The sequence below is a fragment of the Stenotrophomonas maltophilia genome (assembly GCF_004920835.1).
Taxonomy (GTDB): domain Bacteria; phylum Pseudomonadota; class Gammaproteobacteria; order Xanthomonadales; family Xanthomonadaceae; genus Stenotrophomonas; species Stenotrophomonas maltophilia_AQ.
The window spans coordinates 63540-77248 of record NZ_QFHO01000009.1; the positions used below are offsets into that span (position 1 = coordinate 63540).

The window sequence follows — 13709 nt, forward strand, 5'->3', positions numbered from 1 at the left end:
CCCAATAGGTCGGAAGGTCTGGATTTTTTTGAGTACGATCCGTTGGCTTCGGCGGCCCGGCACGGTTCACCCAAGATCATTCGCGTTATGGCATGAACTGTGACGGCGGTCAAGTTGCCGAGCCCCTTGTTCTGTTTTTGGGGATTTAGGTGCGCGGCACTGCGGACGATCCTCATCCAAACACCGCCTCGCATCCTGTCCTAAGTTGGCTCTATCGCCACTTACGGACAACCCGCCCGATGTCATCCGTCCTCACCAAGCGCATCGTTCTCACCGCTGAGCCCCGAGAGCGCCCCTATGAGCTCAGGGACGCTCAGGTTCGCGGCCTGATCCTGCGTGTGCAGCCTTCAGGGCATAAGGCTTGGATCGTGACCTGGGCGCACGGTAAGCGTCGTACCTTGGGGTCGGTCGAACATCTGACACTTGATCAGGCCCGTGACCAAGCCCGGCAGGCCGTTGCTGAGTACGTTCAGTCGGGATTGCCAGCGCTCGCAAAGACCAAGCCCACCAGTTGCACTCTCGAAGTGCTCCTTAACGACCACTTCGAACCCTGGGCGATAGCTGAGCTCAAAGGTGGTCGTCAGTACCCGGACCGCATCCGATCGGTGTTCCCGTGGCTGCTGCGTCGCCAGATCATCGAAATTGACGTTCCCACAATGGAGCGATGGTGGCGCGGTCGTGTCACTGGCCCTGACGCAGTCACCAAGGCTACCGCAGCGCGCGACTTTGCTTGCCTGCGGTCTGCCTTGTCTCGGGCCGTTGAGTGGAAGCTGATCGAGACGAACCCCTTGATGGGCATGCGTCAGCGATCAGCCGCGAGCCGCAAGGTCGTTCGGTTCCTGTCCCCGGATGAAGAAGCGATGCTCCGGGCCGCGCTGGCAGCGCGCGATCTAGCTGGGGTTGAGGGGAGGGCGAACGCGAATGCGGCCCGACGTAAGTACCGGCAAGCGGTTCTGCCTGACTTGCCGATGGACGGTTATGTCGATCACCTGACCCCGGTGGTCCTTACAGCCATCAATACCGGCATGCGGCGGGGTGAGCTGCTGTCGATGACATGGGCTGATATCAATTGGGAAGCCAAGATGCTGACCATTCGCGCAGAGAACGCGAAGTCCGGTAGGCAGCGTCACATTCCATTGAACACCGAAGCCATGGAAGTCCTGCAGCGTTGGGCCGGTCAAGCGGGTGAGCGACGTGCGGGCAAGGTGTTCGACGTGACCGATATCAAAAAAGGGTGGCGCAAGCTGATTGCAGATGCCCGCATTGAACAGTTCCGGTTCCATGACCTGCGGCACCACTTCGCATCGCGTCTGGTGCGGGCAGGGGTGGACCTAAACACTGTGCGCGAACTGCTAGGCCATGCAGACATCACTATGACTCTTCGCTACGCACACTTAGCCCCTGACACTTTGGCGGCGGCTGTTGCCAAGTTGGCGGCGTGAGAGCGCTATTCCCGCTGCTCGCCAGCCAAACGCTCGAGCTCTTCCCGCATCCTTTGGCGCTCCCCAGAGGGAAGCTTGGCGAAAGCCAAGATCGCTGCAGCCAGGTCATCGTCTTCAGCGAATAGATAGGCGACCGGTACATCCAATGCCTTGGCTAACTCCGCAGCCTTGGTCATGTCGGCTTGGTTTCGTTCGCGCTCGTACCTGTTGATCAGCACGGCACCCCGGTTCTTGTCCTGATCCCTATCCACCAGCGCCCCCAGCGCGCGCTGGGACAGCCCGCGCAGTGCTCGAGCTTCGGAGAGCCGCTTGGAAAACGTTGCAGTAATGACAGTGGGCGAGGGCACGCGGAGGTAACGGTCTGTGAACCTGCAGCAGCATGGGCCATATACCTGATCAGTAGAAGTCATTACCATATCAGTATATGGCGTTGTGCGAGGTATGACTGGCCGCAAGGGGTGGCCGGGCCCGTCAGCGCTCAGTCGGGGACGTTGGGATGAAGAACCGGATTACGCATTTTGCCGTCATGTCGTTGGTGCTGACTGCTGTTGTTCCCGGGGAGGTAGTGGCTCAACAACAGCGGTCATACGACCGTTTCAAGGATCGAACCTCGTACGAGGCCAAAGTGGAGCTATCGGAGCTGTCCAAGACCAGCAGGGGCATTTCTCTGAGCCTGCAGAGCGTGGTAGACGGAGACCGCGCTGTAACGAAGTCGGACTCTTTCACCGTTTCGGCCATCGTCACCTTCAACATGTCCTATGACGTTCGCTGTGCCGGTACGGGCTTTGACATGCTCGTGGACGGAAGGGCTGTTTCGCTTCCCAGCGACATGCCCGCTTTCAATCGATATGAGTACGCCATCCTTTCCTTCGGCAAGAAGATGACCTTGGCAGAAGCAGGGGCTTTCGCTGGTGCCAAAAGGATCGAGGTCCGGGTCTGCGATACCGAATACAGCCTAGATGACGAGCAGCGCGCTGCGCTGCGCGATCTGGTCAAAGACGCGCAGATGGGTAGTTCAACCGGTGGCTGATGTCGGAAACCCCCGCACATCCCATCATGGAGGAGAGAACATGCAAACCAGCGATCCAGCAACTAACCTTTATCAATGCCCGGCTTGCCGTGCTGCCATCCCCTCGGGTAGATCATCCGCGAAGTGTCCTAAGTGCTATGCGGACCTGCCCAAGGCAATTGTTGAATCGAATCGTGCGAGCGCGAACGCCCGGGAAGAGCGTGGCTCGACAGCGGCGTGTGTGGCATTGGGGCTAGTCGCACTCGCCATTGGGCTCTACTTCCTGATCAACCCCTCAGCAAACGGTTACGGCAATATTGCCAACATGCATGCGCTCGCAGTGGGGCAAGCACTGACCATTGCTGGGGCTGTGTTCCTGGGGCTTGGTATCCGCCCTCGTTGAGCGACTAAATACATCCCAACCGGGCCCGCTGATGGCAACGTCAGCGGGCCTTTCTATGTCAGTTGATGCACCATCTGGCTGCTGTCTCAGTCGCCGGGTTAGCAGCATCGAGTAGGCGCTCTAGGATCGCGCTACCGATCAATGTGGGGCTGTCCGAGGACTGTCGATGCAGGGGTGTAGCTGCTTCACCAGGCGAGCCTTGTGCAGCGATTGGCGCATTGGCAGACATTGGGCTTTTAGTGCGGATGCGGATGAGTTGCGTCCAAAACACGAAGTCCTAGGTGGTTCGCAAAAGTCGCAGTGCATAAGCGGCGAAGTGGCGTCGTCGGCAGAATCACTCCATACATAGCATGACGCACCGTGCTGACTGTCGTGCGATCGCCTGCTACGTGTATGCCTGCGACATCAGGGAGCCCGCATGTACTTTGCCCTCTCCTCAATCCGCCTTTTCTCCCGTGCAGTGTTGAGCTTTTTGATCGTCTCGAACAATTGTTGCCACTCTAGCGGCGACAGATCGCATTTGGCCCTCTCGAAGCAATCCTCCCAGTCAGCAGCTGCCTGGGCAAGCAGGACTCGCCCCTCCTGCCTGATTTGAAGTCCACGAGACCGGTCATCCAACGGCCTGTCCTCTAGAAGTTCTTCTCTGATCAATCGGGCGACGAGAGACGACATCGACGAAGGCGCAACTTTCATGAGCCGGGCCAAGCTGGCTCGGGTCAGTGGTCTTGCCTTGGAGGAATCGGCCCGAGCTATCGCATCTAGCACCATTAACGCGGGGGTGGAGAGCTTGATGGGCTTGTATAGCAATAGCTCTGCATCCAACTCGCCGGTCAAGTCATTAGCAAGGATCAGGAGTTCCTTGAATTCAGCATGCGATAGGGGGGTGTAGGGTGCGGTTGCCATACCGCATTTTAGGTTGGCGGACTATTCGACTTCAATGAGTCCCCCAAATTATTCGCCCTCAATATTGCTTTCGACGGAGGCCGCCGGCAACCGCGACAAAAGAAGGGAAAATTCAATGAAGAAGAATAGCTGCATCGAGCGCTCGACCCGCCTGTTTGCTGCGCAGCGCGAAGGTAACGAGGCATCTCGCGTCGCCCAGTACAGCATTGCTGAGGAAATCATGGGCCCGGAATCGCTTTCTGCGGAAGATTGCTGCAAGGCGCGACGGGATTCTGCGTGTCGCGACATGACTGCTTTTGAGGCAACGATGGAGTTCGCCAAGGTGATCCAGCTCAACACGGGTGCCGCTGATCGTCGCTACGACCTGCGTGTCTGCGACGAACCGATGTTTCGCGCTATCTGGAGGGCCCGTCAGCTGGTTGACATGACGGGCATCAACTACCGCGACTACGTTCGGCGTGCTGTGACCTACCTGCGCCACTGCGGCAAGAAGCGCATCACTCCCGCAATGCTTGTCTCTGCTGAAGTGCAGCTGCACGTGATGGAGCTCGACGCCGTCAGTCGCTGAGGTCCGAGCCGGTAGCGGCCCTTGCCGACCATGTTGGGTGCGGAGGGGACCCTCTGCGCCTAACGGCACTAAGGAGCGTGATGGCTAGGGATGGCCTGGGACCAGGTGAAGTTCAGGCTGTCACGTTTGGCGATAGCGCCATCCAACCGCTTGGGGGTCGTTCCCTCATCTGACTCGCGTCAATCCATTGCGCGCCCGCAGCGGAAGCGTTCGGGCGCGCCGTGCGCTAGTGAACATAAGAAGACCGGCGATTTCATCGACCCGGTCGGTATAACACTGTCTCTATCGAGGAGGGCAGGAGAATGGCTAGGAACAAGAAGTCGGGCGCGACGGGCGGGAAGGTAAAGGTGAAACGGCCTAACCCGGCCCGAAAGAAGGCGTCTGCGAAGAGCGTGATGGAGGCGCAGAGCAGGGATGCCTCGTATCAACGCGCGCTGAAGTCGGCTGATCCCGTGAAGCGACAGGTGGGAGAGCTGGTCTTCCAGCGCACGTACATCGATAAAGGCTTGCTTGCCAAAGAGGCATTGTTGCTTCGCACCCGTTGGATCGGGAACCGCTACATGTCCCCGGTGCAGGCCACGCAGGCGTTCACGGAGGCATACATCGCTGCGTACCGTGCTGCTTGGGCGCGTCACTTTGACTATTCCGAAGCGCCGCACAAGCAGCCCTGTATGCCAAGTCTCGCATTGAACGACAGGTCGGTTATTACCAGCTTGTGGCGGGCCCGTCAGAAGGCTGACGAACTGGGAATGCCGTACGATCTGTTCTGCGAGGTCGTCATGGAACGATGGATTGTGGGCCGGAAGGCGAAGCGCCCACCATTGCCAAACCAGCTGACTTCCGGGAAGTTGTTCGGTGTATGGATGCGAGGACACCCCACCTGGGCTGAGACTAGTGAACGGTTGTTCTTGCCCGCTTGGGATCGGCGCTTCTTTATGGAGCCGTCTGGAGAAGATCCCGTGCATGCTGCGGCAATGCGGGCATTGAGTGCCGATGTGCTGCACGCAAAGGACCGCCCCGCCCGATTGGCGCGGTATCTTGGGGCTGGTGGACCGCTGACAGAGGCGCGTGCCAAGGCGATGTTTGAAGCAGACATGGTCCGGGATGCGCTAGCGATGGTCGCCGTGCCTGCTGAGGTCAACGAAGCGCCTGAAGGATACGTTCCGGCGTGCATCGGCAATCGTAACGACGTGCGGGATATGCCGTGTCACAACTGCCCATTCGCCGTGCAGTGCTCGAGCGTAAAGCGGAAGGTGACACGCGCGCTGAACGCGGCAGGCACCTCTGGCGATCCCCGTGCGGACAGGAGGCGTGAGCAGAACCGGAACAGCCAGCGCAAGCATCGCGAGGAGCAACGGCGAAAACTGGCTGCATAGCGAGCGCCAATAAGGTCTTATGAGCGCAAACGAGCTTGCTTGTCAGCGGCCCCATAAGAGCTATAAATCAAGAGCAACTACCTTCTCTTTGAGAAGGTAGATATTTATTGGGATGCCAACGTTGATGTCCCGTGACTGGTCCCATCGGTACTCGGGCCTTCGGCCCTCGCACCTCGGGTCCAGATGCGCGCCCCTTCGGGGACGCGCAGAAAATTATAGCCGGGGTTGTGTGGAGAGCGCGCCTCGGAGTCATTGAGGATGACCTGTAAGCCTCTGTGTTGAATCCCACCGGTGTTTGCGTAGGGGTGTCGCTGGCCGGTCCTGCAGCGCGCTCAGCGAGCTTCTGGTGAGCCCTGGCGAGCATCCTGCAGGCCGCTTATGAGCGCAACCTCCCGGCAATCACTGTGATGTATAGATTGCTCGCCCATGTATGCAGTGTTTATGACGATCCACATGACACATGGTCGATTCGATGGCTACCCGGATGATCATGTCGATTGTTGTGAACCGCAGTTGTCATTGATCCACGGCGAAATTGGCCACGAGGTTGCACGGGGACTTGGTCGTGAAAGCGCGCTTTGGAGGTCCCGCATGCGGATGTAAAGCGCATACGAAGCGCTATCAAAGTCCATGTGCCCTAAGCCTAACGTGCAACGTGTGGGCGGCGGTGTACGAGCTCGTGCCTGCAACCGCAAGACGTGGTGGCCATGTATGAAGCGTACGGTGGTGTTCGATCTTGTACGGGCGGTAAAGAATGTGTTCCTTTCAAGTCTCATCCCCTGCGACCGATATGCTCAAGGATGCATAAAACAATCAGCGGGACGGCTACATGGATCGTTGGACGTGGATGATAGTAAGGATGTATGCGCCCGCACTTGGGGCCTTGGCGCTGGGGTTGCTGCTGATGCTGCCGTTGGGAATGCTCCGGGAGAGTCCGGTGCTTGCAGGGGTGTATGCGATGGCGCGATGGCTCCCTGCGTTGGCTATCGCGGTATCGGTCACCCTTGCACTTGTCGCTACTCTAAGGCTTTGGCGCTGGGATCAAGGGCGCAGCGCTTTGGTTTGCGAATGCGGTGGCTTACTGGGACGGGAGCGTCCTGGGCGTTTTGGTGCATATCGAAAGTGTCTCGCCTGCAACCGTAACGTCAATGAGAGGTACTACACGTAGGTTCGGTCTCGAGGCGCATACACCGCAAGCCGCTGTCCGCCTTGAAAGTAGGTGTGAGTCCAACCTGGCTTTCCATGGGGCTTCACGGGCCCGAATCGGCTCAAAGTGACGGCTACTTGGCTTACAAGGCACTTATCGGCACCCTGGTTGCCAGTTGGGGTTGGCTAAGTCGTTGATCCAAAAGGACGCATGACCATCTGTGGTGCCATGAGTAACTGCATCAGTACTGCGCGGGTCGTTCGCGCGGTCTCTATGAAATTCGATCAAGGTGGATGAGGTTCATTCGTATTTGGTTTGGTACAGAAACGGCTGGCGAGCATACGTTCTACCCAGCTAAAGTACATGCGTGATAAATGCAGGGACAGGCATATGTCGAATAGATCAAAGCTGGTGCGCATGACTGTGCGCAATATTGGATGCATTGGCAGCAGTGGCGTCAAAATCCAACTTGATGATGTTGTGTGCTTGGTGGGGCGCAACAATGCGGGCAAGTCCACAATCCTGAGAGCGTACGAGCTTGCAAAGGGGTCGCAGACCTTTATGGCGTCTCGGGATCGCTGCCTCTCAGCACCCACGCAGGAGGCATCTGAAGTCGAGCTCGAAGTCCACATTCCGGAAGGCATCGGGAATGTAGATCCTAAGTGGAAGACTAAGCAAGGCGATCTCTTGGTGGTTCGTAGTCGTTGGCAGTGGGCCGCGCCTGATTTCAAGCCTGTCCGCACGACGTGGGACCCCGAAGGTGGGCCCGATGGAAATGGCGGCTGGGCCGAGGATGGCAAAGCCGGGGGGGCTGATAATGTGTTCAGCGCCAGACTTCCGCGTCCTCTCCGCATAGGTTCGCTCGATGACGCGGAAAAGACGGAGAGTAGTCTGCTGACATTGGCGCTGGCACCACTGTTGGCAATGATTGAAAAAGAGCGAAGCAACAGAGAGTCCGAACTGGCAAGAGCAATCAATGAAGTCGCGACCAAGGTCAATGGTATAAGTGCGACCCATCAGAACCACTTCAACGCCATTGCCGGGAATCTCACCACTGGCTTTAAGCGCGTTTTCCCGAAGTTGGATGTTCGACTGGAAGTAGGGGCGGCGCCGTTTGCGCCGAAGATTGATTCCCTGGTCAAAGACGGCTCTGGTCTTCGCATCAAAGATGGTAATGCGAATACTACTTTGAGTCAGTAAGGAACCGGAGCGCGGCGAGCGTTGTTTTGGGCGATGTTACAAGTCCATAACGAGATGACGCGAGAAAGGGAGCTGCGGGATGAGTACAAAAAATCTTTGCAGAAATTGATAGCAGAGGAGAGGAAAAAGAAGGCGAATGCGGATGATGTAAGGATCGGTGAGTTGCAAACTCTCCTTGCCGCTCATGAGGAAGGTGCGGCAATACCACAAAGCCCCGATGATCCCGCGCTGCCTGGGTATCTCTTGCTGATCGACGAGCCGGAGAATGCGCTTCATCCGATGGCTGCGCGCGCTGCACAACGTCACCTCTACAAGCTTGCAGAGAGCGCAGATTGGCAGGTCATGATGACGACGCACTCTCCGTATTTTGTAAATCCTCTCGAAGATCACACTACTATTGTACGGTTGGAACGCAAAGAGGGAAATGACAGTAGCCCAATTGAGCCGAAAACATATAGGTCAGATTCCATACAATTTGAGGGTGATGACAAGAAAAGGCTTCAGGCCCTGCAGCACATTGATCCTAGCCTTGCGGAGATTTTTTTCGGGTCGTACCCCGTTTTAGTTGAGGGCGATACCGAGCACGCCGCGTTTCTAGCATCTATCGTCGAGGCGCAGCACCGCCTGATGGAGCAGGTCACCATCGTGCGAGCTAGAGGGAAAGCCATTCTTGTGGCTTTAATTTCCATCATGCGCCATTTCAAGATTGATTTCGGTGTAGTGCACGACTGCGATCCGCCGTACACCTCCGAGGGCAACGCGAATGGCATGTGGACGCAGAACGGGAGGATTCACGATGCAATCATCGCAGCTCGAGCTGATGGTGTAAAAGTCAGGCACCGCGTCAGTATTCCCGATTTCGAGCGGTTCCTTGGCGGGTCAGAGGAGTCAAAGGACAAGCCTTTGAACACGTACAGGAGGGTCGCTGACGACGAGTTGCTCGCTGAGCGTGTGCAGGTGCTCCTGGGTGATTTGTTAGAGAGCGAGCAGCATGAGCCCTTCCCTGAAACGAAACTTCCTCCCAATGCGGACTATCTTTTCACGTTGAAGGAGTTGGTAAGCACTTGGGCTGCGGATAACGGTATGCTTTCAAGTCTTCGATACAAAGGTAAAGACGGCTGACTAGCGTGTAGGCGGTTCGTTGGGTTGCTAAGTATCTCTCCGGCGATGCTTTGCGCGGGATTGGTACTTGGCTTAAGGGGCACTTTCCGGCCCAGGCAGGGAGGTATTCGATGGTCAATGCATTGATGTGTAACGTTTATTTGCCTTGCCGAGGGGGGCTAGGCTGGGTTCGTAATGCGTAGGTCGCAGGTTCGACTCCTGTTTCCGGCACCAGTTGCAATGAAAAGCCCCGGCCTTGGTCGGGGCTTTTTTTGTGCTTTGGTAGCGCCGGGCCATGCCCGGCGGAATGCCGGCCCCAGTAGTGGCAGCCCATGGCTGGCAGCCCCTAATTTCCGAATCTCGCGGCCAGCCCGGCTTCCCAGGCGCTTAGCGCCGCGCCCTGTTCCCGATCTGGAAACCGCACCCGGCCATTCCTGTGCTATGAATACACGGCCTTGCTTCAAGGCACTTTCAGGGATTGGAAGGATGCGCAGGTTCGGGGGAACTGCAGGCGGTGTGTCGACCAGCTTCAGGGGAGTTGAAGATCAAATTCACAAGCTGGGTGCCTTAGGCGCTTGGCTGTGCTGCGTGCTGCTGATCGGCCTTGGCGTGTCGCCAGCCGCAGTTGCCCAGACGACGGTCACGTACATCCACACGGACGCGTTGGGCTCGGTCGTGGCTGAAAGCGATGCCAACGGCAACGTGATCAAGCGCTATGACTACGAGCCCTACGGCGCCGTGGTAGGTGGTCAGGTCACGGACGGACCGGGGTATACCGGGCATGTGAGCGATGCGGCCACCGGGCTGAGCTACATGCAGCAGCGGTACATGGATCCGCAGCTGGGTGTGTTCCTGTCGGTGGATCCTGTGACGGCGTATGAGCAACCGGTTGGGCAGTTCAATCGCTATCGGTACGCGAACGGGAATCCGTACAGGTTCACGGATCCAGACGGGCGGGAGAGTGGTGCAGCCTTCAAGGTAGTCAACGACGCCACGAATGGGCAGCCGATTACTCCACCGCCCAAAAATCCAAGCGACAGACTCGGGCCGGCAATTGGCGCTGCACTGACAGCAGTTCTGGCCGCTCCAGTGCTGGCAGAGGTAGGTCTGGTCGCAATGGCAAATCCAGGAGCAGTTGCCACGGCAGCCGAAATTGGTGCAGGAGCTGCTGGTGTCACGGGCACCTCTGGCGCGGTGGCGGGAAAGATCACCGGGTACACGAAGCATGGGTTGAATCAGGCGATCTCCCGCGATGGTGGCAGAGGTGTTTCTGCAAAGGCCATACTATCGGCGGTAAAAGACCCTGCGAAGGTCGCCGAGCAGGTCGGTGGCAGGACTGCTTACACCGGGAAAGATGCGAAGGTAGTCCTGAATGGTGAGGGGAAGGTCATAACTGCCATTCCAAGAAGCAGCGATGGGTTGAGAGACCCGAAGGTGAAGTGAAATGAAACGGTCTATCTCGTCCCGTCTGCATTCTCTGTTGGTTGAAATCGCAGCGAAGCACAGCCTTCACTTGCCTGAAGAGGGCATCAAGCACCTTGTCAAACAGGACCGCGAGTCGCTGATCGATGCATTAGTGCAAGAGTTTTCGGAGACCGGTTTGGGATCTGACGATGAGCCTAATCAACGAGGCGTCGAGATCGAAGAGATCATCGATTTCGTTGGCGCTATCGCTAATCAGACTGATGCGTCCAGCGACTAGGCAATGGTTTATTTGGAGTCGTAGGCGGCTGGGTCGCAGGTTCGACTCCTGTTTCCGGCACCAGTTGCAATGAAAAGCCCCGGCCTCTAGTTGGGGCTTTTTTTTGTGCTCTGGTAGTGCTGGCCGTTGGCCGGCACCCCCAGTAGTGCCAGCCCATGGCTAGCAGCCCGCGATTCCCGAACCTCGCGGCCTGCTGGCCCCCCGGCTTCTCAGGAGCCTAGCTCCTAGCACTGTTCCTGACCCGGAAACCGCAGCTGGCCATTCCTGTGCCATGAATACCAGCCTTGCTTCAAGGCTCTTTCAGGGATTGGAAGGATGCGCAGGTTTGGGGGAGCTGCAGGCAGCGTGTCTACCTGCTTTAGGGGATTTGAAGATCGAATTCGCCAGCTTGGCGCCATAGGTGCTTGGCTGTGCTGCGTGCTGCTGATCGGCCTTGGCCTGTCGCCAGTCGTAGTTGCTCAGACGACGGTCACCTACATCCACACGGACGCTTTGGGCTCGGTTGTGGCCGAGAGCGATGCCAGCGGCAACGTAATCAAGCGCTATGACTACGAGCCCTACGGTGCCGTGGTGGGTGGTCCGGTCACGGATGGACCGGGGTATACCGGGCATGTGAGCGACTCGGCCACTGGTCTGAGTTACATGCAGCAGCGGTACATGGATCCGCAGTTGGGCGTGTTCCTGTCGGTTGATCCGGTGGTGGTTGATGCGAGGTCTGGTGCGAAGTTCAATCGATACGCTTACGCCTTGAGCAATCCATACAAATTCATCGACCCGGACGGTCGTGATGAAGAGTGGTTCTCAAACGTTGATCAGATGGGGAACCCTGGCTTCGGGAATGAGCTCGGAGACGATGCTTTTCACTACAATGGGAAGGCTCTCATAGCTGTGGGCATAGGTGGTCCAACGCTACCAGGCATTCTTCGAGCGATCGCTGCCCCCTTTGCCAGGGCTGCCGCAGCAGAGATGCGAGGTCGCACCGTTGCTGGAGTGAAGGTTGGGGATAGCCCTGCTGATACCAGGTTGGCGCTGGAGGAGGCTGGGTTCATGGGTACACGGATATCAAACGAAGCAGGCACGGAATCGGGAACGCTTCACAATGTGCCGTCTATGAAGATGGACGTTAGAGTCATGGATGGAGGGCCGAAGCATTCACCTAGAATATCGGTGACCCGAGAAGGTAATCCGCGTCAGCCCGTGAATCCTGAAAATGGGAAGAACTTCGGCAATATTCCCAAGGGTGAGCAGCGCACGAGAAGTCATATCTACTATCGAGAGAAGCCGTGATGGCGAAAATCAAGAAGATGGAAGTTGATGTGGTGGCCGCACGCTCGAGCCTAGAGGGGATGCTGCTTGGTTCATATCTTGATTCATTCAACGTAAGTAGTCTCAATATAACGTTGAGGTTGATCAACACCTCGGCGTGCCCTGGTAGATTGCTTTACGTGGATATGAGCTTCTCATGCGCGGCCATTGTTCGTGATTGTGGCATCTCTTCCGGCAATGTAGCGAAACTTGATTTCTTTGTGGGGAGGGCGGCATTTCTCCCCAGGGTCTATGAAAAGATTGGAGTTGAGATATCTAGTGTAGAGCTCGATTTCGAAGGTCGGCTTGTTCTTTCTATGGATGATTCAGTCCTCGAATTGGCTGTCACGGACGAGGATATGGAGCTTGAGAGCTCTGTCTGGCAAGTCGTGATGGAGGGGGGGGCTGGTTCTGGACTATCTTTGGGTGGCTCTATCTCCTGTGTTTCAACTGGCAACGCTGTCATGTTCATGTTCGGTGCTTGATGTGCGAGTGCTGCGTGGCAAGATATTCCCTGTGCGATGAATGCCCAGCCTTGCTTCAAGGCTCTTTCAGGGATTGGAAGGATGCGCAGGTTCGGGGGAGCTGCAGGCGGTGTGCCTACACTGCTTTAGGGGATTTGAAGATCGAATTCGCCAGCTTGGCGCCATAGGTGCTTGGCTGTGCTGCGTGCTGCTGATCGGCTTTGGCTTGTCGCCAGCCGCAATCGCCCAGGAGACGGTCACCTACATCCACCCGGACGCCTTGGGCTCGGTTGTGGCCGAGAGCGATGCCAACGGCAACGTGATCAAACGCTATGACTAAGAGCCCTACCGGGCAGTGGTAGGCGGTCAGGTCACGGACGGGCCTGGCTATACAGGGCATGTGAGCGACTCGGCTACCGGGCTGAGTTACATGCGGCAGCGGTACATGGATCCGCAGTTTGGGGTGTTCCTGTCGGTGGATCCGGTGACGGCGTATGAACAGCCTGTTGGACAGTTCAATCGATACCGGTATGCGAACGGGAATCCTTGCAAGTTCAAAGATCCTGACCGGCGCATTGTCAAAACCGTATGGGACGTTGCAAACATCGTAATGGGCGCGACCTGTGCCTACTCGAACTTTAGCCAAGGTAATGTTGGGGCGGGTATTGTCGACTCAATCGGCGTGGCGATTGATGCGACGGCAGCTGCAGTGTCCTTTGTTCGCGGAGGCGCGGGTGCGGCAATCAAGGCCGCCAGGGGACTTGAGAAGGCTGTTGACGGTGCGCGCACAGCAGACAAATTCGGCGGCGCGGGCAAGATGGTTGGAGATCTTCCAAAGCCACCCACGGGGCCGGGGTCAGTTCCAGTAGCACAACGAGACCCACAGCGGTTGCTCACTGATTCCGCACGAGAATCCAAGCGAGCTGCACAAGGTGGACAGTGCGCGACGGGCTGCGGGACGTCAATTGATCGGAGCAATTCCGCCGGGCATCATGTCGAGCGACACGCCGACGGTGGTCCTACAACATCCTCCAATCATGCCGAGGTCTGTTTGGACTGCCACAAGCAATTGCACGGGAGAGATTAGCA

The 13709-nt window shown here is 57.4% G+C and carries 15 protein-coding genes; 13 read left to right on the forward strand and 2 right to left on the reverse strand.

Annotated elements, in window-relative coordinates:
* Window positions 1-239 precede the first annotated feature (239 nt).
* The gene (locus DI041_RS08720; protein ID WP_136638344.1) at window positions 240-1442 is read left to right on the forward strand and encodes a site-specific integrase; all 1203 of its coding nucleotides are present in this window, start codon (window positions 240-242) and stop codon (window positions 1440-1442) included.
* Between the two features lie 5 nt (window positions 1443-1447).
* On the opposite strand, the gene DI041_RS08725 is transcribed toward DI041_RS08720, so the two are convergent.
* Window positions 1448-1789, reverse strand: coding sequence for a helix-turn-helix domain-containing protein (locus tag DI041_RS08725; RefSeq protein ID WP_136638343.1), 342 nt, complete (start codon window positions 1787-1789; stop codon window positions 1448-1450).
* Between the two features lie 149 nt (window positions 1790-1938).
* Here DI041_RS08725 and DI041_RS08730 point away from each other — a divergent pair, with 149 nt between their 5' ends.
* Complete coding sequence (locus tag DI041_RS08730) at window positions 1939-2472, forward strand: hypothetical protein (protein ID WP_136638342.1); 534 nt, start codon at window positions 1939-1941, stop codon at window positions 2470-2472.
* A gap of 40 nt (window positions 2473-2512) precedes the next feature.
* Window positions 2513-2854 (forward strand): hypothetical protein, encoded by a 342-nt coding sequence (locus DI041_RS08735; protein ID WP_136638341.1) that lies wholly within the window; start codon window positions 2513-2515, stop codon window positions 2852-2854.
* Window positions 2855-3259: 405 nt separating this feature from the next.
* Here DI041_RS08735 and DI041_RS08740 read toward each other — a convergent pair whose 3' ends face one another.
* Complete coding sequence (locus DI041_RS08740; RefSeq protein WP_136638340.1) at window positions 3260-3757, reverse strand: MarR family winged helix-turn-helix transcriptional regulator; 498 nt, start codon at window positions 3755-3757, stop codon at window positions 3260-3262.
* A gap of 115 nt (window positions 3758-3872) precedes the next feature.
* On the opposite strand from DI041_RS08740, the gene DI041_RS08745 reads away from it, so the two are divergent.
* The 10 genes from DI041_RS08745 (at window position 3873) to DI041_RS08785 (ending at window position 13707) form a co-directional block, all read left to right on the forward strand.
* Entirely contained in the window at window positions 3873-4325 is a 453-nt protein-coding gene (locus tag DI041_RS08745; RefSeq protein ID WP_049398948.1) for a hypothetical protein, read from the forward strand.
* A 302-nt stretch (window positions 4326-4627) separates the two neighbouring features.
* On the forward strand, window positions 4628-5701 hold the full coding sequence (locus tag DI041_RS08750; RefSeq protein ID WP_136638339.1) for a bZIP transcription factor: 1074 nt from the start codon (window positions 4628-4630) through the stop codon (window positions 5699-5701).
* Between the two features lie 1564 nt (window positions 5702-7265).
* Window positions 7266-8048, forward strand: coding sequence for an AAA family ATPase (locus DI041_RS21315; protein WP_211195181.1), 783 nt, complete (start codon window positions 7266-7268; stop codon window positions 8046-8048).
* 33 nt (window positions 8049-8081) lie between these two features.
* Window positions 8082-9170: an ATP-dependent nuclease gene (locus tag DI041_RS21320; protein ID WP_211195180.1), complete on the forward strand. Its 1089-nt coding sequence runs from the start codon at window positions 8082-8084 to the stop codon at window positions 9168-9170.
* A gap of 495 nt (window positions 9171-9665) precedes the next feature.
* The gene (locus tag DI041_RS21445; protein WP_248298434.1) at window positions 9666-10592 is read left to right on the forward strand and encodes an RHS repeat-associated core domain-containing protein; all 927 of its coding nucleotides are present in this window, start codon (window positions 9666-9668) and stop codon (window positions 10590-10592) included.
* 1 nt (window position 10593) lies between these two features.
* Window positions 10594-10851, forward strand: coding sequence for a hypothetical protein (locus DI041_RS08765; RefSeq protein ID WP_046983285.1), 258 nt, complete (start codon window positions 10594-10596; stop codon window positions 10849-10851).
* Window positions 10852-11268: 417 nt separating this feature from the next.
* Window positions 11269-12138, forward strand: a complete 870-nt coding sequence (locus DI041_RS21450; protein WP_430543742.1) for an RHS repeat domain-containing protein — start codon at window positions 11269-11271, stop codon at window positions 12136-12138.
* The gene (locus tag DI041_RS08775; protein ID WP_136638337.1) at window positions 12138-12641 is read left to right on the forward strand and encodes a hypothetical protein; all 504 of its coding nucleotides are present in this window, start codon (window positions 12138-12140) and stop codon (window positions 12639-12641) included. The genes DI041_RS21450 and DI041_RS08775 overlap by 1 nt, the downstream gene beginning before the upstream one ends.
* A gap of 40 nt (window positions 12642-12681) precedes the next feature.
* On the forward strand, window positions 12682-12960 hold the full coding sequence (locus tag DI041_RS21455) for a hypothetical protein (RefSeq protein ID WP_248298432.1): 279 nt from the start codon (window positions 12682-12684) through the stop codon (window positions 12958-12960).
* Window positions 12961-13050: 90 nt separating this feature from the next.
* A complete protein-coding gene (locus DI041_RS08785) occupies window positions 13051-13707 on the forward strand; it encodes an RHS repeat-associated core domain-containing protein (RefSeq protein WP_248298436.1) in 657 nt (218 codons plus the stop codon).
* The last annotated feature ends 2 nt before the right edge of the window (window positions 13708-13709 follow it).

Bases quoted from the DNA above. Each gene is read 5' to 3' on its own strand.
- DI041_RS08745 (WP_049398948.1), top strand. From the start codon at position 3,873: ATGAAGAAGAATAGCTGCATCGAGCGCTCGACCCGCCTGTTTGCTGCG.
- DI041_RS21320 (WP_211195180.1), top strand. From the start codon at position 8,082: ATGTTACAAGTCCATAACGAGATGACGCGAGAAAGGGAGCTGCGGGAT.
- DI041_RS08740 (WP_136638340.1), bottom strand. From the start codon at position 3,757: ATGGCAACCGCACCCTACACCCCCCTATCGCATGCTGAATTCAAGGAA.
- DI041_RS21315 (WP_211195181.1), top strand. From the start codon at position 7,266: ATGACTGTGCGCAATATTGGATGCATTGGCAGCAGTGGCGTCAAAATC.
- DI041_RS08750 (WP_136638339.1), top strand. From the start codon at position 4,628: ATGGCTAGGAACAAGAAGTCGGGCGCGACGGGCGGGAAGGTAAAGGTG.
- DI041_RS08735 (WP_136638341.1), top strand. From the start codon at position 2,513: ATGCAAACCAGCGATCCAGCAACTAACCTTTATCAATGCCCGGCTTGC.
- DI041_RS21455 (WP_248298432.1), top strand. From the start codon at position 12,682: ATGCCCAGCCTTGCTTCAAGGCTCTTTCAGGGATTGGAAGGATGCGCA.
- DI041_RS08775 (WP_136638337.1), top strand. From the start codon at position 12,138: ATGGCGAAAATCAAGAAGATGGAAGTTGATGTGGTGGCCGCACGCTCG.
- DI041_RS08765 (WP_046983285.1), top strand. From the start codon at position 10,594: ATGAAACGGTCTATCTCGTCCCGTCTGCATTCTCTGTTGGTTGAAATC.
- DI041_RS08730 (WP_136638342.1), top strand. From the start codon at position 1,939: ATGAAGAACCGGATTACGCATTTTGCCGTCATGTCGTTGGTGCTGACT.
- DI041_RS08785 (WP_248298436.1), top strand. From the start codon at position 13,051: ATGCGGCAGCGGTACATGGATCCGCAGTTTGGGGTGTTCCTGTCGGTG.
- DI041_RS08720 (WP_136638344.1), top strand. From the start codon at position 240: ATGTCATCCGTCCTCACCAAGCGCATCGTTCTCACCGCTGAGCCCCGA.